This window comes from Vibrio sp. L85 (assembly GCF_963871815.1).
Taxonomy (GTDB): domain Bacteria; phylum Pseudomonadota; class Gammaproteobacteria; order Enterobacterales; family Vibrionaceae; genus Vibrio; species Vibrio harveyi.
Genome location: NZ_CAWMYL010000267.1, coordinates 1 through 19,495 on the forward strand (window position 1 = coordinate 1; position 19,495 = coordinate 19,495).

The following is a 19,495-nucleotide window of genomic DNA, read 5'->3' on the forward strand; positions in this document are numbered from 1 at the left end:
ACCACTTAAGAAATTAGCTTATGTGTCCAACCACTGGGGTCCACTTCTGTTACTTCTTTTCCAGCGCTACCGCTACGCGACCAATTACCCTTATATCCTCTTCAGACACTTCAACAGTTGAGTTACCAAACACGATTGCTAATTTGTGTGGTAATCGTTGAATGTGGTTGATGGACAGACGTCCATTCATATCAATCAAATACTCACCACTCACTGCATCGTTCTGTGTTTTATCTATAAGAAAACGACCCTCGTTAGTTTCTATTTCAATGGTGTTCCTGGCTTCCAAACCCCAAGAGTTGAACATGCGTTGTGCATATGGAATTTCTCCAGTTGGTGCAAGTTGACCGTTCGATAGGCAGAAGCTCTTAATTGCTAAGACAGCTAACTGAGGGTTCTGCAACTCTAGATTAGATGAGGTAATGCCTGACTCAGATGTTTCTTGATTGCCCCAAAATGAATGATGCAGCTCAGTAAGAGGGAAGCTCTTTGGGAGAATCAGTTCTTGAACTGGAATGCCTGTACGTAAATGAGTTCTTACCACTAACTCGTGTGAGTTTCTCTTGTGTGAGTTCCAAGTGCTAAACGTTGTCTTCGGTACATTATAAATATTTGCAAGTTCGCCAAGAGAGCCAACGCCATTGACTTCTTTAAGTTTTTCAGTGAATTCCTCGCCTTTGATGTAATCAAATATCGACAATTCAAAACTCATATACGTTCACCATATTGTGATTGATTTCAAATTTGTACGGGTTTGAGTTGATCGTACGTAAAATCGGATCGATACTAAATTTGTTTTCGGACGTCGTGCCGACCAAAGCATGCAACAACCGATGAAGATAGATATAAATATAAGGATATCACCATGTTAACTTACAAGATACCACCCCTAAGTCCTTATGTGACTTATGAAGAGTACTCACGCATCACCGGTTTGCCTATGGGTACCATCAAGCAGTACGTTGAACAGGGGCGCGTCATTATTAAACCTAAGAACAAACCTCGCGATAAACCACTTATAAATATGGTTGCAATGCATGAGATGGCAGCTCGTGAAGCTATTGCAGTTTTAGGTTGAGTTACTCAAATGGACGTTTTTCGAACATGCACTCATCATATTATGACGTGGAGGTTAGTATGGAAAGTTTAGAACTATTTTTATTGAATCAGTCAATAGAGCAGATACAAAAACTCTTTAGGCAAAGCGGTACGAAAGAACAGCAAACAATACTGCAATATCTTGAGGCTATTGCAAAGAAACTGTCTGCTCCCGAGGTACATCGTCCTCAATCAGACATTTTGGCTGAAATACGCGACGCGATGGAGGGAGAGCGCGCTCGTGTATTCTTCTCCCATTCATTTGTCAGTTGGTATCGCTCCGGAAATGTTAAGTGCGTACCGCAACTTCATCATTGGTCTTATTTGGATTTCAATAATCGTAGCTTGTTTGTGGAGATGCTCACTCTTAGAGACCATGGACATTTCGATGATGAAGCGTTGTTCCAGTTTGAACAATACTGCTTAGGCGCTATGGGGGGCAACGCATGAGTTATCTAACGGTTCAGATACCAATCTCCAACGTTGATGAAGCACTCCATCTTCAGAACGTAGCATCACTAAATATCGCTAAGTATCGAGATAACCAAGTCGAGGGACAAGAGGCGTGTCAAAGTAATTTGATTCGGATTTGGCGTGATATACACAACCAAGCTGGTATAGCTCTTAAGACATTTGCAAGCGAGACGAAAGGATGACATATCTCCTTGTTCATAGAAACTAGAGGGTGCTCTCACGCGAAGACCCCCTCTAAGTCTTGAGCCCTTCAACATTAATAATGACCCTGTTTCTACAGTCGATCCCAATATCGAAGGTTACCTCTGTGCGTCGGGATTATTATAGTGTTGGCTAGAGTATGCCTGTGAAGGTTATCAATTGCTTCCTAACCATGACTAAATAACTTTAGGCAGGTTGTTATGCTCCCTCTAAAAACAACGAGCAGCTCGTTTCAGCGTTTGCTCGATGAAGCCCCGTATCTGTCTAGATGCAGCGATAATAAAACTGCAATGCTTGTTCGACCAAGGCATTATGCTGTCCGCTGGCCTTATATGCAGGTGAATCGTAAAGATATGCTCTCTTGGTTAGTGTTCGACATTGACCATGATGACCAAGCAATCCCCAACCCTTACATTTGGCAAGATGAAGGGTTACCACCTCCTAATCTCATTGTACGAAATCGACACAGTAACAAAGCCCACCTTTACTATGCGATTGTTCCTGTTTGTAATAGTGACAACGCGAGAAGTAAACCTATCCAATATCTCAAAGCTATTTATCAAGCTATGGCTCTACGCCTCAAAGCTGATCTTGCGTATTCAGGACCAGTGGCTAAGACGCCTTTTCATCCATGGTGGCAAACAACCGAACTTCATTCCCAAATTTATGAGCTTGGTGAGTTAGCTGACTCTGTAGAAGTTGAAGCGGCTTTGCATTGGCGTCAACCCGCTAGTTTAGATGATATGTCTCACTCCCGTAATTGCACTTTATTTGAGTATGCTCGTCTCTACGCCTATTCGATTGTAAAGAGCGAGCGTAGGGAAGGGAGTTATGAGAATTTCAAGCGTCGTGTCAGTTACTTTGCAACATACAAGAACCACTCGTTTGATACTCAGACTCCTTTGAGGCATAGCGAAGTTCAGTCTGTGGTTAAAAGTATTGCTCGGTGGACTTGGGATAAGTATTACGCTTGTTCGCATGTAAAGCGGGGAGTGATGAATCTGTCGAGCGACCTAAACATTAAGCAAAGGCAAAGCTTAGCTGCAGCGAGAACACATCAAGTAAGGCGTGAAAAAACTAAAAAGCGCGTGATAAACGCCAGTCGATATCTATTGAATAAGGGGGAATCACTTAGCATCACGCTAGTTGCGAAAACCGCTTGTCTATGTCGAAAAACCGTGCGTCGTTATTTCAATGAAATTCAACCATTGATTGAGTCTGCTGAAGATGCTCGAATTCTCCCCATTTCATCACTACAAGGTTTGAAGGAAAGTGGTCCTTATGCTGTACATCAGATAACAGCCGTTAAGAATGTTTCTTTAAATGGCGTAAGTGTAACGTGCACATCCAATGATTTTGAGCGAGCACTTAAGAAAGAGAGCATGTATGTCGTTGATGGTTAGTTATAAGGGCAATAGAGAAATTTTACATATCTATGTTTAACAGTATTTGTTTGTTAAGAAATATCCTTTATAAAAGATCGAGAGGTTTTATATGGAAACATTTTCCGATTGTTTCGAAGATGAGCTTAAGATTCATTTTATTGCTAAATACTATTGACGTGAAAAAGAGTACCGTTATCTTTCTCTTTGTCTCTGTCTCTATGCATTATGTTGGATAGGTGGTGTTCGACACCCTTTACTCAATGCTGTCTTTCAACACATGAATAAAGAAGGTGTGATTCATAATCAATTGATTCACGAAGGTGTTGATATGTTAAACCAAAAAGAAAACGATGTTGTACTATCAGCTTTAGAAGTTGTCATTGATGGAGTTTCCAGCAGTGAAGCTAGTGAAAAAACTCGGGTCGCAGGAGTTTACATAACAGGCTTAATTTTAGCTGATACAAAAGGACTGCTAGAGATTGACTCTCAAAAAGCGGTATCAAGCATTATCAGGATGGTACACTGTCGAGATAAGTTAAATCTATTTATTGATGATTAAAGGCTGTTCAACTGATAATTGATGAAACTTTTAAATTACTAGTGAGGATTGCTATCGCTAGCTATCCTCACTATGAGTCACATCTCCAGTTTAACGATAGCGAGTAGTTATTAAACTAACATAAAAAATACTCTCTAAGGATTTGCTACATCCAACGATTGCATGCAGCTAATTCTGTTATCTGGCTAAAATCTTCCGCAGATAAAACATCGGTTGGTACATCATTAATCAATGACTCTAATTCACTTAAGTCTTCAGTACTTCCACATTCATACACTAAAGCTCTAATTGTAATGCGCTTAAGCGCATCGTAGTCGATTGGGTTCAGGATATCCTTAGCTGCTTTTAAGTTCTCGATAAGCTCCTGTTTCAATTCACCTAAGGCATCAGTGTTTTCTATGGTTTTAATAAGCTTTGATACTAGGCTTCTATATTGGTTCATTCATGCCTCTATATATCGTGTAATTTTGAGGTGTGGGTTACGTTGGTAATGGAGCACCCTGCAAACGTAAAGTAACTTGATGCTAAAAATGATACGAGTTGTAGGTGAACCTGGCGCGCGCTGTTACAGTTGTGAGTTGCTGATTGCAATATCGCACTCTAATTTGCATGAGCAATCGCTTTTGCTGGAGTATTGGTTTTCTTGCCATCCTTGACAAGTTCGTTTTATGTACAAGTGTTGTCTTTGTTTTTTTACGGTGCTTTCAATATCTGTCGATATATCAAATCCGCCTTTTATGCATCCAATACAAGGACATGGAATATTCAAATTTACTTTATCCGTTGATTGATACTCAAGCGATTCTACCACTTCATGTGCAAGGTGTATGGGCTGTGTAAATTTCAAGGTCACTTTGATATTTTTGGTATTTAAATATCTATATTCGATTTTAGTCACGTGTCATCTCTTTGGTATTTAGAATATTGATATTATCACCTTTAATTATTGGATTGGCTGTCTAATTAGAGAGGCTTATCAGAAATTAAAAACTCACTATTAATTATGCGTGCAGTCCTTAGCTATATTCACTTTACTGAGCCCATTTGTAACGGTGATCTCATATTTTAGGTTAACTCAAGTTTCTATCCTTATTGTGCTCAGTCATTCATCGCATTCCCTTGAACCGTCTACTATCAGAACCTAACCGGCAAGGTAGGGCAGAGCCGCTTCGCGCCCTTGCAGATTAGAACCACGACAGTAGATCGGACAGTCAGGCGAAAACAACATGAACACAAGGATATAAGCCATGACTGAATCAACCTTCAACTATACAGATACGTCATTATTTACCGCGCAAGAGCAGGAAGTATTGTCTCATGCTGCCGCAATCCTAAAGTCAAAGCTGTTTATTAGTGAGCAACCAGCTCTCAGTTCTCCTGAAATGGTAAAGCTCTTTTGTCAAAACTCATTAGCGACTAGAGAGCATGAAGTCTTTGGCGTTATCTTCTTAGATAACCAGCACCGAGCTCGCTCTTGTGCCGAGTTGTTTACTGGGACCGTTGATACAGCCTCGGTTTATCCTCGTGAAGTCGTCAAAAGAGCACTTGTTGAAAATGCTGCAGCCGTCATTTTCTATCACAATCACCCTTCTGGTGTTGCGGAGCCGAGCCAAGCTGACCGTCGTATTACGCGCTGCTTAATCGACGCACTATCACTTGTTGATATCAAAGTCCTTGATCACTTTGTCGTTTCTTTTGAAAACACAGTTTCGTTCGCAGAACGTGGCTGGATTTAAAAAGCGGCTTCGGCCGTTTTTCGCTTATGAATGAAATTTGATGTTTTAAGCGAGCTTAAGTTAAGGATTTCCGTTGTTAACGGTTCCCCACGGTTCGATACAACCGCACTCTGTACAAACATAAGTCAAGGGTTTAGGCTGAACTTTAATTTGTCGCTGGAGTCCGTACCTTTTTCTTATTTCTGCTATCAAACAACACGATCTATGAGCTTTTATTGGATCAAAATTACTAACCCCTTCCATGTCTGGGCAAGGAAGGTGTATGGGGTCGGTAATGGGTAAGTACGCAATAGATACCGACGCTTTGTAGTCGATGTCTTCCAAAATGTTCACCTTTCTTTAGCTTGGTTTCTAATTCTCAATTTAGCTCCCTATCTCACAAGACGAATGCGAGTAGATAGAATACCGTTCCCAACAGACTGCTAACGAATAATGCGTTGACAAATAAGGCGGTGAAGAAGAACCCTTTATTTACTGGTATGTAGCCACTTAGCTTATTTGATATTCGTTTATCGATGGCTTTTAATTGTTGCTCATTTTGAGTTTGCAACTGTTGAATAAGTGAGTCACTAAACATTATTTGTGACTGCTCGATAGCAGATCTTAGTTTCCTGCTGTGCTGTTCCATCTCGCAGGTGATATCGAGGACACGATTTATTTTTTGCTGAAACGAGGCATCAAACTCGCTCGGGACGAGCTTGATGGCCTCACTTAATGCAAGAACCGTTTCTCGCAGTTCGTGGAGTTCATCAAGAGTGAGCTCCTTAGTTATTTTGGCAAGGTTGTTCATGGCACCCCCTTAGATTAGCTTTAACGCAGAAAATGCTTGGTCTAACTCATCATTAAACCCATTGACGAGGCGATGCGCCGAACGCTCAAACGAGAGAATATTGCGTTCTTCTTTTGATTCACTTTGACGAATTAGCGTACGGTAATCTCTCTTGTCATTTAATACATCCAAAAATGGGCGATCTATTTTTGCGAGCAAATCAAACACACTGGATTCGAAGACGACAGGATATTCTGAGAGTGAAATACCAGAAGGTATACCACTTAAAAATTCTGCGTACTCTTTGGTGACGGCCAGTTTTTTATTTGCCATATTGAAGATAACTTTAACGCGTTCAGGCTCTATACCAAGAGTCATTAGATTTTGAATAGTAGTAACAGAGTCCACTTGTTGTTTGTTGGGTGGAGTTACAGGGACTAAAAAGTAATCAATATCTTCATGACTGCTTTTGAACTCCTGCATTTTCAATAAAAAGTTTTCGATGTTGGAAGATCCAACATCTATGATTGAGCAATCATGTTCATCCATTTTATTGAGTACGTCTTCGAACTGCTCTGCTGAAATTTTTTCGTCGTTCGTTCCATCTGAATTAATGGTTTCGACTTTGACAACCTTTGCCCCTTCTAATCTTGGTTTTAATAAGATGTCACAGATGGTAGATTTACCTACGTTACCAGAGTTGTTAACGACAGCAATATTTAAGTACATGTTTATTTCCTCTTCATTTTACGCATGCGATATTCATTGATTCGCGTACTCAGTTGAATTTGGTTAGGGCAATTCCAACTTTTTACTTCTTTCGGTGTTAGGTCAGTTTCTTGCAAGACTTTAATTAGATATTCATTGTGAATGCCAATTTCTTCCCAATCCAAGTTAGAAAAGTGACCTGTTTTTTTTAAATTAGTATCAGGTGAAAGTTTTTTTTGACTTGTTACTTTGTCACTAGAAGTAACAGGTATTGGCATTACTTTGTTTTCAATAGAGGTTGCTTTACGCTTTTTCTTTGCGCGAAAAATCAGTGAATGAAAGTGTTTTAAAGCAATTGGAACATCACAACTACTCAGCAGTTCCTTATAACTGACTCCTGATTTGCTCAGTATTTCTATATCAGAAAGATGCTCATCAATGATGCTCTGTTTATTCCTTTTTCCTTGAGTTAGCTTCTCTTTGATACTATTTGCGGTTTCAATAGTGATTTTATTTATGTCCATTTATTACACCTTGAAAGACAATGAGAATACAAAACGGATACAATGTGAAGATTATCCGGAGATATTTCTCTTTTACCTGTGAGAACATCATGAGGTAATGTGGATAATATTGAAAGTCAATGTGAGGAAATAAAAGACCCGTTTCAGGTCTTTTTTATTTCCATAGGCACGCTGTCGAATGTATACATTCGCGTGCCAAGGGGATAACATCCCCTTGAACCCCTGAAACTCTACGAGTTTAATTATGGAAAAAGAAAGTGCCACTATTCATATTCAAACAAGACTAACACCTTCTGAATATGAACCCTTTAAAACCGTTATAGAAAACTTTGATATAAAAAAGGCTGAGCTTTTTCGCAAAGTTATTTTATCAAACGAGAAAAATATGGTGGAGGTGAGCGGTTCAGTTGAGGAAACTGATGCTCAAAAACGCATGATTTTTCTAGCCAATAAAACCTCGAATAACATTAACCAGATCGCCAAGAAGCTCAACCAAGCTTACCGTGGCGAAGTGGTTAGTGAGCGAAACTACCTCAAGATCATGAATGAGTTGATTGGTGTTCGCTCGGCTTTTGAAAAAGGCATGGATAAATGTTAGTTCGAGTTCGTGGTGGTAAGGATGGCATTGCTGAGTATTTGCGCGATGGAATGAAGTCCGACCGCGAAATGCACCGTGACCAATTAGATAAACGTATTTGTATTGATGGGGATTTATCTATTACCGATACCATTATTAAAACAATGGCGAAAACAGATAAACCTGAAAATTATTTTCATGTCACTTTGAGCTTTGCTGAAAGGGATATTTCAGAAGAAAAGATTCGTGAAGTATATGAGGAATATAAGCGAAATATTATGTCTTCTTACACAGAGGGAGAATTTAATATTTATGCTGAGATTCATGTTCCAAAAATTAAGTCCTACGAAGATAAGAGTACAGGGGAAGTAGTAGAGCGCTTTCCTCATGTTCATGTTGTAATACCTAAGAAAAATCTACTCGATGATAAAAACCTGAATCCTTATGGTTTCTACAAAACAAACTTGGAATATTTTGACGCTATCCAAGAGCGTATTAATTCAAAGTTTAACTTGGTATCACCATTTGATAATCAGCGTGTATTTAAAATCGACCAATCGAAACTATTGGCGCGTTACAAAGGTGACAACTTCAAAGGCGCGAACGCCAAACTCAAGTCTGAGCTGTTTGACGTTATCCAAGACAAAAACATCACCACTATGGCCGCTTTCAAAGAAGAGCTCGCGAAGCATGGTGAAGTCTCGATAGGTAAGGTCGGAAAGCCGGACGAATACCTCAAAATCAAACCTCACGGCTCAACGCGTAATGTTCGTTTAACGGACAGTTGTTTTCGCCCTGAGTTTATCGAGCATCGAACACTTAAACGGGAAAAGCCGAGCGAAAAGCAAGTGAACCGCTTGGTTAATGAGTGGGTCAACAGCAAGTCACATGAGGTTAAGTACATTCACCAAGCAGCCCCCAAATTGCGCGAGCAATACAAGGCGCTGCCAACCCAACTAAAAGGGGAGTTTTTAAATGAGCAACGAGAGCGATATTACCGACAATACAACCTTAGCACCGGAGCCCGACTTTCTGAACGAAGCACAGGAACCGGACTTTCAGAACGAGGCGCCGGAGCAAGCCAGCGGAATATTCCAACGAGCAGACGGGCGCGTGATCGAAAGCTTGGTGTTGGACGAGGCATCCCAAGAGGATTTACCGACATCCCCAACGGCTTGCCAAGTATGTCCGAACTCAATGTGGCTACAGGAGGAGGACAACGGGGAAGTTGTCCTACAGAACTATTGCATGATAATGCATCGGATCATTTGGCAGTCAAACAAACCAGTCGAAGTCCTCAATTGCGACGGGCTGGTTATGAACCTCGACGACGAGTAGTTCGACTTTCGCTTTACCGAAAGCCTTCACCGAACGCGACACTGGCAACTATCAAGCGCATCAAAGCCAAGGCGCAACATAGCGAGAGCTACGTGACGCAATTGTTCGACACCTTCCAAGAAAATAAGCAAGAGCAAAGCGAACTCGGTCGCTTTCGCACTATCAGGCAAAACCTAAAAGCCGAGAGCCTACTTTCTCACCTTTCCGACTCTCATGGCTTAGTCCAAGACCAGTACAGCCACTTTAAGGCCAAAGATGGCTCTGTGCGGATAAAAGCTGAAACGCGAGCTTATAACGTCAGTGACTTTTGCACGAAATACATGGGGCTGAGTTGGGATGAAACCAAAGAAATCCTAAAGACGACTTACGGCAAGCAGAGGCAGCAACTCGCGCAACAGCAACGAGTTCGCCAAGAGCAGCAAGCCGTCAATTCCATCGTGTTTGCCAGCAATAGAGTTACTCAAGGTTGGGGTAAAAAGAACCCGCTCGATGAGTCCATCCGATTGCTCAAACACTTGCAACGCAAAGAGCACATTGGAGAGTTACCTATGGCACTACACGAACTAGAGCGCCATCGCGCACCAGAAGCTAAAGATAATGCTATCGTTTCAGCTAACGAGAGCTTTAGCGCCGTCGAGAGTGCTAAGCGCATCATGAAGGCGAGAGAGACTGCCGCGCAGATCACGTTGAGCATGAATGACCTAGTCGCGAGTAAGAACGACGCAAAACGGTATGTAGACTTCTCGGATAAGAACACGGGCGACAAGGTGTTTCGTGATGACGGTGAAAAAATAATTATGCACAGCAAAAAAGCTGATATTAACCATACTGCAGCCGCGCTGACGCTTGCTGCCGAAAAGTTTGGGGTGGTGAAAATCAATGGGACAAAGGAGTTTAAAGAGCAAGTCATTGATGTGGCTGTGAGCAAGGACTTAAATATCGTGTTTGTTGATAAGAAGATGGAGGCGGATTTTATTCGTCGTAAGGAAGAGTTAAAACGTGACGCTATTATTGAGACGATGGATAGCGCGGGTTCGAAATGCGAAGTGGCAATAGCTCTGAAAGATAACGTGTCTTATGAAGCTGCGAACACGCAACTTAAAGAAGAGGTGCTCAAACCTGCCAAATTTGAACTCGATTATAAGTGGGATGAGATCAGCGAGAAGCTGCAAGTGACAATAAACGGCAAGTCGCCAAATCGATTTGAACAATCCACGGTCGAGCAAATTGTAAAGAAAGATGCTTTCTTGAAACATTACACCATTAAAGAAGTGCAGTCTGGTTTGATAGATCAAAAGAAAGCGCAAGGTGTCCAACCTGTGCCTAAAAACTACGATGCGCAGGTTAACGTCATCGACAAAAGTCGCGCGCAAAAACAAAGTTGCCGCATAAAATAGTAACGTAGGCTCTGATTGTGGCAGCGGATTTCGCATTCTGTAGTTTTATTGGTTATCGCTTTCAGCCTTATCTCCAATTTAATCCTAGAGACAATTGGAGCAAAAAATCCCCTTAATCGTTATATGGTGGGGGCAGTTAACTAAAAGTGTCACCGCAAGGCTTTCATCACCTTTCTTTGGGATCCAAAACCATCAGTGATATTACATATCAAAACTAAGGGTCACTCATAAAACTGAACATTTCTAATTGAGCATCTGGGCTATATGCCCAGTTGTTAAATATAAAAGCAATGCCAATTCTAAGTGTGGCAAATTCCTGTTCTATTAATGATTTATGCCAGAAGTGTAGTTGAAAAGTATGAATTTAAAGGTTATTTCTATCTTATTTGGTTCGAAAAATGAGCAACAACCTCCAGAAAAAACCTGTTTGTCCTCAATCGCATACTCAACGTCTAGTTGCGATGTTTTCTAGAACATCTGCTTGGCGTTTCTAAGCTCTTCACCTGACTTCTTTTCAACTTACATGTGAAGATTTCATGGTTCCCTTTTTGATCTTCTTGGCATTTTATAAAATTAGTTTCACTTTTGGTGTTAATGATAATTATTATCAATTATATTCATTTTGGAAATGGAAGTGACCCTTTCTAGGTTCCTATCCATGAAAATCAATATTGAGTTAGTCAAATTGGTCTTAACTTTTGATTATAGGTTAACGCTTTGTAATCAAATTTGAGCTGTTTATATATGTGAATAGTCTTCGTTGTGAACCACCATTTTATAGGTTTTGATATGAAAAAATGTCTAATTGTTTCGCTTTTAACTCTAGGTTTTACTGCTCCTGGTTTAGCCTCTGGATGGAAAAACTCTTCTGATTTAAACATCAAAGGACTTTATCCCGCTGATGAAGGGTTGTACTTCTATGTCACGAATGAAAGTGAATCTTCTTCTACTTCAACATGCGACGGTGATCGTCGTTTTCTTATTCCGACATCTAGCCAGAACTACGAAACTAAAGTGAGCGTCATGATTGCGGCTTTCATGGCAAGTAAATCGATACGTTTAAGGTATGAAGAAGAGCAAAGTACAGACTGTTCGATAACGGTTGCCAGTTTTAAAGTTAATCTTTAATTAGAGCTTGCTTATATGAATCGATACATTCGTCATTTAATGATTGGTATGACCGTTGTTTTTGTCCTGCTTACTACGCATTTCTACCCATCTTTTTTTTTGCCAGCGAAGCAAAATGAACTATTAAATGCTGGGAACACAAGCATGAAGGATGTCGGTACAACATTAAGCGAAGATGCTGAATTTCCTTCCCCCGTAATTCAACTACAGCAAGCAATTTTGGTTGGATCGGAAGAGTTTTCCTCTTTGCAAGAAGGCGCGTTAAACGTTGATTTAAAAGCTCTCTATGACGAAATCCCTTATGAAGATTATGTGGACTCCGATGAGATTGTCGAGTTAAAGCAACAGCTAAGTAAACTTCAGAAATTACAAGAATTCTCGCTAGATAATGAAAGGAACGAATAGTGCTTAAACAATGTTGTATTAAAAAAGTCGCGCTTTTCGCAGTTTTATCGATAAGCTTAACGGCAGGTACAGTAGAAGCCCAAGCGCCAGCTTTACAGTTAGACCGTTTGAACTTGTCCGGTGAATATGAAACTTCCGGAGGGGAGGCTACTTATACGTTACCAATTTCTGTTTCTTCCGGCAGGGCTGGCTACCAGCCTGAGTTAAGCCTCGATTATCGAAGTGATGCGCCGAATAGCATCATGGGGATGGGATGGCAGGTTAATGGTCAATCAGTAATTTATCGTTGTGGAAAAAACCTTGCTACTGATGGACTTTGGGGAGGTGTGAACTTTAACGCTAATGACCGTTTTTGTTTGGATGGACAACGCCTTATTGCAATAAAGGGTAGTAATGGTGCCGATTCTACAGAATATCGTATCGAAGAAAATGGTTATGACAGAATTGTTTCTTTTGGCTCTACTGGTGGTAATGGTCCTGCGTACTTTAAAATATGGAAAACTGACGGAAGTATCCTTGAATATGGTGTGACCAAAGATGCGCGAGTAGAACTATCCGGGCAGTCTCTTGTTTATAAGTGGGCATTAAATAAAAAAACGGATATCACGAAAGCTAACCACATCAATTATCTTTATAGTGAAGACAATAAGGTTGGAACTCATCGACTTAGTCAGATCAGGTACACAGGCGGTAAAATCGAGTTTCTTTATGAAGATCGTCGGGATAGAGCATTTTGGTTTTTATATGGTAGTAGAATAAATCGTTTCAAACGTTTAAACGCTGTCGTGACTTACGATGCGGATAATAAAGAAGTAGGTCGTTATCAACTTAGCTATCAATATTCGAATTACACGCATAGAAGCTTACTCTCTAAGATTACATATTCAAATTTACCTCGAGGCTTAAGTACACCGATCACTTTTGAATGGGTGCAGGCAAAAGCAAATGAAAGCAGTGCTTCGGTCCCAAGAAACCCTGATGTATCGTTGCCTTTAGCTGAAGTTAAATATTTTGATGTAGACCGGGATGGAAATAAAGAGTCCTTCGGTATAGTGGAAGCCTCTACATCATCAAAACTTGGTGCATTTAAAGATCTCAACGGTCAATCTACTTTTCCAGGGCAAGGAGGTACATTGGTTGGCAGTTTAGATAAACCGATCGTAAAGCCAGCTAAAGTAAAAAGGCATTGTAACCGAGATGGTGATGGCTCTCATCGCTGCGATTATTATTATACTTTAGATAGCGATTATACACTCGCAAGTTATATGCCGGGAAATAACGGAGTATTGGTTGAATATAATGCCAAAACTCATGTTGCGGGAGATTTTAATGGCGATGGAAAGCAAACACTTAGAGCTATACCAAGTCAAGAAACATCATTTTTTGGTAATCATGATAACTATATTTCAAAACGTTCTTATTATCCTACTTCTACCACTGACATTGATAATGATGGCATCGATGACTATTCTTATCGAAAGAGTAGAACTAATTATCTAACCCTTGGTCTTTCTAGCAAGTTACATAAAGAGTTTGATATTTATTCCCCTTCTGGATGGGATAATTATCGCTTTGTTGATTTGAATCTAGATGGATATTTGGATTTTGTTTCGTATAATGTTGATTATTCTCGAAGACGAGTTGAATTAAGAACTCAGTTTTTTGATGGTAAGGTGTTCAAGAATGCAAAAACACACTACTTTGCTTTAGATAATCGTCGTACTAATATCGAAGTTAACTTTATTGATTACAGCAATGATGGTTATTTAGATGTATATATCGATGGGAAGATATATACAAACCAAGGTGAGGAATCTGTATTTTCTAAGAAGTCGTTATTTGACTTACCTAGAGGGATATATTTGGTGGATGATATCAATGGTGATGGTATTGATGATTTCGTCACTCATGAGCAAAATATTCCGCCATATCGTTCTTCGAAAGTTTATCTATCGAAGGGCACAGCAGTCGATCGTATTCAAGTTATAAAAGAACATGCCTTAACTTTTAATATTGACTATAAGCCTGCTTCTGATAAGGCTGTGCATACTCAAGAACGTTATTATCAGTACCCAGTTATAAACACCACTCCAAATAAACTGCTGGTTTCAACTGTCGAGAAAATGCCTAAGGGCTACCAGTCGATGTTATATACATATCGTTATGAAGGTGCGAAGTCACACGCACTTGGCGGAGGTTTTCTTGGTTTTTCGAGGATTACGGAAGTCCTCTCTCACAAGGCCCCTTGGTTCGCGAAATATGATTTTGTAACTACAACGACAGTTAGTGAGTTTAACCAAATTGATCGAGAAAAAGCCGGTAAACTGAAAAGTGTGACGGTTTACAAGCAAAGTAAAGAGAATAAGTTATTTAATCATCAATCGACGGATAAGACCTCTTATACTACTTATCAATATAATGTAATTCGAGCTAATGGCGGTAATTTTCAGGTATATCCAAGATTAACTGAAGAAGAAATCTATGAAAAAGGCGTTTTGCAAAGAACAAATATGTATAAATATACTCTTAATGAGTATGGGGCTTTAATTAAAAAGAGCAGTAGGTTTAGCAATGGTTTAAAGGTGCGAGATACATTCACCATTAACGAAACTTATACCTATGAACTAGATAATATTAATAATGTTTCCAATGATGATTATTGGAAAATTGATGCGTTAAAACAAAGTTCAAAATTGACCCTTGATTGGAATACTGGGGTTTTATTAAGCAATAAACTAGAGTATGAATATAATAATTTAGGCTTGCTTTCTAGTATAAAAACATATGGCTCTTCTTATTATAATGTTGGTGACCATGGAAAACGATTTTTATTGACATCATATCAGTATGATATCTGGGGTAATGTTGTTCGAGAAACATATTCTGGTAGTGAGTTGCCTCCTCGTTCGACTTCTTATCGTTATGAAAGAAATGGTTTGAAACTTAAAGAAAGTATAAATTCAAAGGGACACGTAACAGCATGGAAATATGATTCTCAAGGGCGGGTTCTTGCAAAAAAAATTCCTCTATATAACCGGAATACTACGTTTGAATATGACGCTTTTGGTCGAGAAAACCGAATTACTCTACCTGGTAAAAATAATGTTACTCGAAAACAGTTTTTTTTGGCGAATGAATGTATTGAAGCGTTAGATTCAACCTCTTATTGTATCAAAGTTGAAGAGGCTGATGGCTCACAAAGTCTAACCTATTACGATTACGCCGATAGAGAAGTTCGACGTTTGCACCGTGCGTTTGATGGTCGATGGGTTGTGGTTGATACTGAATGGGATCTAAATGGACGTAAGCGATTTGTAACGGCGGCAAGGTTTCTTAAGCAAGCAGGTAAACCTGCGCGAGTCGTTTTTGATTATGATATTTACAATCGCGAAATACGTCGTTCTGAACCCCAAAATAGAGGTGGCTCTGCCGTCTTCATTACTAAATATCTCGGATTCCGTACAGAAAAAACAGATGCAAGAGGCTTCAAGCAAAGCACGACTCATAATGTAATGGGGTATGTGATTCGAAAAGATGAACCTCTGGGCTCCTACCAAACGTATGACTATTTTCCCGATGGAAAATTAAGACGCACTACTGATTCAGATGGTAATGCAACACTGATTAAATATGATAGTTTGGGTTATCGAATGGAGTTAGATGACCCGGATATTGGTTTGTGGAATTACCGATATAATGCTTTAGGTCAGCTTGTTTATCAACGCGATTCAAATGGAGTAGTCACTACGATTAACTATGATTCGCTAGGTAGAAAGATTAAGCAAAAAGAAGGTAGCGAAACATCTCTCTGGGGTTATGACGAAAGGGGGGCCGTGGGGACTGTCTCATGGATGAGTGGTAAAGGGCAACGAACCGATTATTTCTACAACCTATCAGGATTGTTACAAGAAAAAGCGGTGACAGTTGGAAGTGAAATTTTTTCAACTCAATATGTTTATGATGGCTTTGAGCGTATAGCTCGGGAAATCAGACCTGATGGCTTAACCTTGACAAAAGCATTAGGTAAGCTAGACAACCAACGTTTAGCCGTGGAGTACCTGTATAACCAATACGGTTATTTAGCGGCAGTTCGAAGTCCTCGTAGTTTTGCAGATGATATTTTTACCAGTGTTAAGTTTCGAGAAGAAACTCGCCAGTTAATTAATGAGGCTATTAAGCAAGCAAATATATTCCTGGGACGAGCGAACCGTTATGCTAAACAAGAACGGTTCTTTCGCGACAAGCGTGCAGAATATAAACAAAAAACGATAGGCGTATATAATTTAGACCGTTCTTCTGCTCAATTACTTAAAGCACATCCTCGCTATAAGCAATGGTGTGATAAACAAGGTGTTTGTTACTTACGACCAACAAAGTGGACGACAGTGCATAGCGGAGTTAGTACTCTTGTTGATGTTACATTAGGACATGACGTCTATCGAATTTCATCTCAGAAAGATAAAGATACTTGGAAGCCAATCTTTAGTGGCTTACAAGGATACAATACAAAAGCGACTCGCATCCATGAAAATGCGTTAAAAGGACTTAAGTTAACTCCATCTTACAATATGAAACTTTCCGGAGATTATGATGGTAATGGCACGCCAGACATTATGCGCGAAAGCGAGGCAAATGGGGTTAAAGCAGATAAAGCCTTACGAAGTGAGCTTTTGTTTGCCGCAGAGGATTTAGAGCAAGCCGCTGATGTTGCTGAGCTTCAGTATAAGCAATATAAGGCTTTAGCTACCGGCTTAATTGGGTTATCAGAAAAAGTGGCACAGTTGAGTGGTTTGTATTGTGAGTTCGCAAATAAATTAGCGGGTCGACATATCGATAATAAGTTACGCCAAAACTGTAAATCTGATGATGATATCAGCCAAGCTGATATGCTAGATACCATTTTGACGAATGCTGAAATATCAGCATCGAGCAAAAATAAAGCCTACCTTTATTATTGGCAGCGCCAAGCAACAGATGCTTTCGACCATACGCTTAATGAGATGCTTGGCAACGGATTGATGAACACCTATGAGTATGATGCGTATACTGGTCGCGTTAATACTATTTCTACTTACCAAGGAAACCAAGTATATAGCTCTGATACACTAAGTGCGATTTCTCGAAACCAACACATTCGCTATTTGAGCTATCAATATGATAAACACAATAACGTCACGGAGCGTTTTGATGAACAATTAGGTATCACTGACGTCTGGACATATGATGCACTCGACCGAGTAGAATCCAACACTGTAGTATTAGTTGATAAGGCGCGACATGGTGTCAACAATCCAGATTTAACAGGTAAACGTACCTTCCGTTATGATCCGTTGGGGAACATACGTTACAAATCTGATGTTGGGGATTATCAATACTCAGGTGTCGGCTCTGGTCCACACGCAGTAACAAGCGCGGACGGACTTGATTATCGATACGATGCTGCCGGTAACATGATTAGCGCTAAGGCAAAGGGGAATACGTCAAACAAACGAACGATAAGTTGGTCACCATTTAATAAGCCAACCAGAATTGTCCGAGATGGTAAGTCAGTAGAGTTTTCTTACGATGCCAATCATGAGCGCTATCTGAAGCGAAGTTCGGATGGAACAGAAACATTTTACTTCGGTAAAACTTATGAGCGAGAGAAGAACCAAAAAACTGGAGAGATTCAGCATAAGCACTTTATCTTTGCTGACGGCAAGTTAATTGCTTTAAACACTCAGACACTCGATAGCAAAAAACAGCTGAAAAACAAACAAGTTCGTTACCTACATTACGACGCATTAGATTCAGTAGACATGGTGTCCGATGGTTATGGCTTGATTGTTGAGAAACGTAGCTATGATACTTGGGGGAAACAACGTCACGTCTTATGGCAAAGCAAGAGTATAACGAATGTTATTCAGTCGACGATCACCAATCGAGGGTATACTGGGCATGAGGAAATTGCGGAAGTTGCCTTGATTCACATGAACGGTCGTATCTATGATCAAGAGTTAGGTCGTTTTCTAAGTGCGGATCCGTTTGTCCAAGCGCCTTTCCAAACTTTTAGCTTTAATCGGTATACTTACGTTAATAACAACCCGTTAAAGTACACGGATCCGAGCGGTTACTACTTCCAAGATAAAGATGGAAATGGAGTAACAGGTACGTGTAATACCGATGGTAGTCTCTCAGGAATGAATTCTGCAAATGGGGGCGATAAGAATGAGCATCAAGATGAAAATAGGAGTGGTTGGGTTGAAGTAATTAGCATTAACCATGGTCCTCGTGACGGGTTTAATGAGGTTGTATCTGTTTATGGTTATTATGAAGAACCGGACTTCGGTTCACAGAGTGAGTTTGCAAAAGCATGGGTTGTTGCTGCACTAATAAATAAGGGAGCGTCGCAGGACGTTATTGACTCTGTTGCAAGAGACTTGGATGCTAACAGTCAAAACATTAGGGATGCGTATCGAACAGCTACTATGATGGCTGCTGTTGGGGCGGTATTAAGTAGAAAAAGTGGTACAAAGGGTGCAGATGATTTTGTTGATCTTGCGAGCCCTCAGCGCCGAAGGCATATTCTTGATGGCGATGCTACAGGTGGAGGCCATCGTCCAGGTACAGGTAAACCTGGTAAGAGCGAATTTCCGCAAGGCTGGTCCGATGATAAGATCATGCACGAAATTTCAGATATAGCGACTGACCCAAATGCGATTCGTAGGAATGGACGAGGAGGTAGAACCATCACTGAGGGCACACGAAACGGAATAGACATTCGCGTAATCCAAGAAAGGAACGGTGATATTGTTTCTGGTTTTCCAACTAATGTACCAAGGAATCCAAGGTAATGACCGATTATCAAATTATTGAAGAACTATTGGGACGATTACTCTCTCTGCTAGTTAATGTATTTAGTGAATCTGAGTCTGGTGAAGTACAGGAATTCATCGATGCTGGGGAATATGGATTAGCCCTCGAAACTTTTATTGATATTGTTGATGAAGAATCCAAAACGATTTCTCATGAAATGCTAGAGCTGGCTAAGCAAGCTGCGGCTGCAATGAAGTTGGACAGTAAGGCGGTTGAGGAAAGATTAGTGGGTTTTGTAGCTGATAGTTAAGATTTAATGTTACAAAGAGTGGAACTTTCCCTAAAACAGCTGATGAAATGAGTGCTCTAATTGGCCCTCCTAATAAATAAGGGAGCGTCGC

18 protein-coding genes are annotated in these 19,495 nt (G+C 40.2%); 12 read left to right on the plus strand and 6 right to left on the minus strand.

The window, feature by feature from the left end; translation table 11 throughout:
• Positions 1-49: 49 nt before the first annotated feature.
• A complete protein-coding gene (locus tag AACR11_RS29305) occupies positions 50-712 on the minus strand; it encodes a helix-turn-helix domain-containing protein (RefSeq protein WP_017819274.1) in 663 nt (220 codons plus the stop codon).
• A gap of 153 nt (positions 713-865) precedes the next feature.
• Here AACR11_RS29305 and AACR11_RS29310 point away from each other — a divergent pair, with 153 nt between their 5' ends.
• The 5 genes from AACR11_RS29310 to AACR11_RS29330 all read left to right on the plus strand — a co-directional run bounded on the left by AACR11_RS29310 (position 866) and on the right by AACR11_RS29330 (position 3,717).
• Positions 866-1,078, plus strand: coding sequence for a hypothetical protein (locus AACR11_RS29310; protein WP_017188785.1), 213 nt, complete (start codon positions 866-868; stop codon positions 1,076-1,078).
• A 59-nt stretch (positions 1,079-1,137) separates the two neighbouring features.
• Positions 1,138-1,548, plus strand: coding sequence for a hypothetical protein (locus AACR11_RS29315; RefSeq protein ID WP_017819273.1), 411 nt, complete (start codon positions 1,138-1,140; stop codon positions 1,546-1,548).
• Entirely contained in the window at positions 1,545-1,754 is a 210-nt protein-coding gene (locus AACR11_RS29320) for a hypothetical protein (protein WP_017819272.1), read from the plus strand. Before AACR11_RS29315 ends, AACR11_RS29320 begins: the two co-directional genes overlap by 4 nt.
• Positions 1,755-1,973: 219 nt before the next feature.
• Entirely contained in the window at positions 1,974-3,176 is a 1,203-nt protein-coding gene (locus tag AACR11_RS29325) for a replication initiation protein (RefSeq protein WP_079325383.1), read from the plus strand.
• A 259-nt stretch (positions 3,177-3,435) separates the two neighbouring features.
• A complete protein-coding gene (locus AACR11_RS29330) occupies positions 3,436-3,717 on the plus strand; it encodes a hypothetical protein (protein ID WP_017188789.1) in 282 nt (93 codons plus the stop codon).
• A 145-nt stretch (positions 3,718-3,862) separates the two neighbouring features.
• Here AACR11_RS29330 and AACR11_RS29335 read toward each other — a convergent pair whose 3' ends face one another.
• Entirely contained in the window at positions 3,863-4,159 is a 297-nt protein-coding gene (locus tag AACR11_RS29335; protein WP_017819271.1) for a hypothetical protein, read from the minus strand.
• 123 nt (positions 4,160-4,282) lie between these two features.
• The gene (locus AACR11_RS29340) at positions 4,283-4,615 is read right to left on the minus strand and encodes a hypothetical protein (protein WP_139374638.1); all 333 of its coding nucleotides are present in this window, start codon (positions 4,613-4,615) and stop codon (positions 4,283-4,285) included.
• Between the two features lie 349 nt (positions 4,616-4,964).
• On the opposite strand from AACR11_RS29340, the gene radC reads away from it, so the two are divergent.
• Positions 4,965-5,453: a RadC family protein gene (gene radC / locus AACR11_RS29345; protein WP_017819270.1), complete on the plus strand. Its 489-nt coding sequence runs from the start codon at positions 4,965-4,967 to the stop codon at positions 5,451-5,453.
• A 376-nt stretch (positions 5,454-5,829) separates the two neighbouring features.
• Here radC and AACR11_RS29350 read toward each other — a convergent pair whose 3' ends face one another.
• From AACR11_RS29350 to AACR11_RS29360, 3 genes are read right to left on the minus strand one after another with little or no spacing between them, the layout of a single operon-like run.
• Positions 5,830-6,243 carry a hypothetical protein gene (locus AACR11_RS29350; protein ID WP_017819269.1) on the minus strand — a complete coding sequence of 138 codons (414 nt, stop codon included), beginning with the start codon at positions 6,241-6,243 and terminating at the stop codon, positions 5,830-5,832.
• A 9-nt stretch (positions 6,244-6,252) separates the two neighbouring features.
• The gene (gene stbB, locus AACR11_RS29355) at positions 6,253-6,951 is read right to left on the minus strand and encodes a StbB family protein (RefSeq protein ID WP_017819268.1); all 699 of its coding nucleotides are present in this window, start codon (positions 6,949-6,951) and stop codon (positions 6,253-6,255) included.
• Positions 6,952-6,953: 2 nt separating this feature from the next.
• Entirely contained in the window at positions 6,954-7,454 is a 501-nt protein-coding gene (locus tag AACR11_RS29360; protein ID WP_050923350.1) for a hypothetical protein, read from the minus strand.
• Between the two features lie 244 nt (positions 7,455-7,698).
• Here AACR11_RS29360 and AACR11_RS29365 point away from each other — a divergent pair, with 244 nt between their 5' ends.
• The 6 genes from AACR11_RS29365 (at position 7,699) to AACR11_RS29395 (ending at position 19,404) form a co-directional block, all read left to right on the plus strand.
• Entirely contained in the window at positions 7,699-8,052 is a 354-nt protein-coding gene (locus AACR11_RS29365; RefSeq protein ID WP_017819266.1) for a plasmid mobilization relaxosome protein MobC, read from the plus strand.
• Positions 8,046-10,766, plus strand: a complete 2,721-nt coding sequence (locus AACR11_RS29370) for an LPD7 domain-containing protein (RefSeq protein ID WP_079325387.1) — start codon at positions 8,046-8,048, stop codon at positions 10,764-10,766. The genes AACR11_RS29365 and AACR11_RS29370 overlap by 7 nt, the downstream gene beginning before the upstream one ends.
• Positions 10,767-11,555: 789 nt before the next feature.
• Positions 11,556-11,894, plus strand: coding sequence for a hypothetical protein (locus tag AACR11_RS29375; RefSeq protein WP_017188797.1), 339 nt, complete (start codon positions 11,556-11,558; stop codon positions 11,892-11,894).
• A gap of 15 nt (positions 11,895-11,909) precedes the next feature.
• The gene (locus AACR11_RS29380; protein ID WP_017188798.1) at positions 11,910-12,299 is read left to right on the plus strand and encodes a hypothetical protein; all 390 of its coding nucleotides are present in this window, start codon (positions 11,910-11,912) and stop codon (positions 12,297-12,299) included.
• Positions 12,299-19,132 (plus strand): RHS repeat-associated core domain-containing protein, encoded by a 6,834-nt coding sequence (locus AACR11_RS29385; protein ID WP_079325389.1) that lies wholly within the window; start codon positions 12,299-12,301, stop codon positions 19,130-19,132. Before AACR11_RS29380 ends, AACR11_RS29385 begins: the two co-directional genes overlap by 1 nt.
• Positions 19,132-19,404: a MafI family immunity protein gene (locus AACR11_RS29395; protein WP_017817642.1), complete on the plus strand. Its 273-nt coding sequence runs from the start codon at positions 19,132-19,134 to the stop codon at positions 19,402-19,404. The genes AACR11_RS29385 and AACR11_RS29395 overlap by 1 nt, the downstream gene beginning before the upstream one ends.
• The last annotated feature ends 91 nt before the right edge of the window (positions 19,405-19,495 follow it).

Excerpts from the sequence above, each read along its gene's own strand:
- AACR11_RS29305 (WP_017819274.1), bottom strand. The coding sequence starts at position 712 with ATGAGTTTTGAATTGTCGATATTTGATTACATCAAAGGCGAGGAATTC.
- AACR11_RS29310 (WP_017188785.1), top strand. The coding sequence starts at position 866 with ATGTTAACTTACAAGATACCACCCCTAAGTCCTTATGTGACTTATGAA.
- AACR11_RS29315 (WP_017819273.1), top strand. The coding sequence starts at position 1,138 with ATGGAAAGTTTAGAACTATTTTTATTGAATCAGTCAATAGAGCAGATA.
- AACR11_RS29320 (WP_017819272.1), top strand. The coding sequence starts at position 1,545 with ATGAGTTATCTAACGGTTCAGATACCAATCTCCAACGTTGATGAAGCA.
- AACR11_RS29325 (WP_079325383.1), top strand. The coding sequence starts at position 1,974 with ATGCTCCCTCTAAAAACAACGAGCAGCTCGTTTCAGCGTTTGCTCGAT.
- AACR11_RS29330 (WP_017188789.1), top strand. The coding sequence starts at position 3,436 with ATGAATAAAGAAGGTGTGATTCATAATCAATTGATTCACGAAGGTGTT.
- AACR11_RS29335 (WP_017819271.1), bottom strand. The coding sequence starts at position 4,159 with ATGAACCAATATAGAAGCCTAGTATCAAAGCTTATTAAAACCATAGAA.
- radC (WP_017819270.1), top strand. The coding sequence starts at position 4,965 with ATGACTGAATCAACCTTCAACTATACAGATACGTCATTATTTACCGCG.
- AACR11_RS29350 (WP_017819269.1), bottom strand. The coding sequence starts at position 6,243 with ATGAACAACCTTGCCAAAATAACTAAGGAGCTCACTCTTGATGAACTC.
- stbB (WP_017819268.1), bottom strand. The coding sequence starts at position 6,951 with ATGTACTTAAATATTGCTGTCGTTAACAACTCTGGTAACGTAGGTAAA.
- AACR11_RS29360 (WP_050923350.1), bottom strand. The coding sequence starts at position 7,454 with ATGGACATAAATAAAATCACTATTGAAACCGCAAATAGTATCAAAGAG.
- AACR11_RS29365 (WP_017819266.1), top strand. The coding sequence starts at position 7,699 with ATGGAAAAAGAAAGTGCCACTATTCATATTCAAACAAGACTAACACCT.
- AACR11_RS29370 (WP_079325387.1), top strand. The coding sequence starts at position 8,046 with ATGTTAGTTCGAGTTCGTGGTGGTAAGGATGGCATTGCTGAGTATTTG.
- AACR11_RS29375 (WP_017188797.1), top strand. The coding sequence starts at position 11,556 with ATGAAAAAATGTCTAATTGTTTCGCTTTTAACTCTAGGTTTTACTGCT.
- AACR11_RS29380 (WP_017188798.1), top strand. The coding sequence starts at position 11,910 with ATGAATCGATACATTCGTCATTTAATGATTGGTATGACCGTTGTTTTT.
- AACR11_RS29395 (WP_017817642.1), top strand. The coding sequence starts at position 19,132 with ATGACCGATTATCAAATTATTGAAGAACTATTGGGACGATTACTCTCT.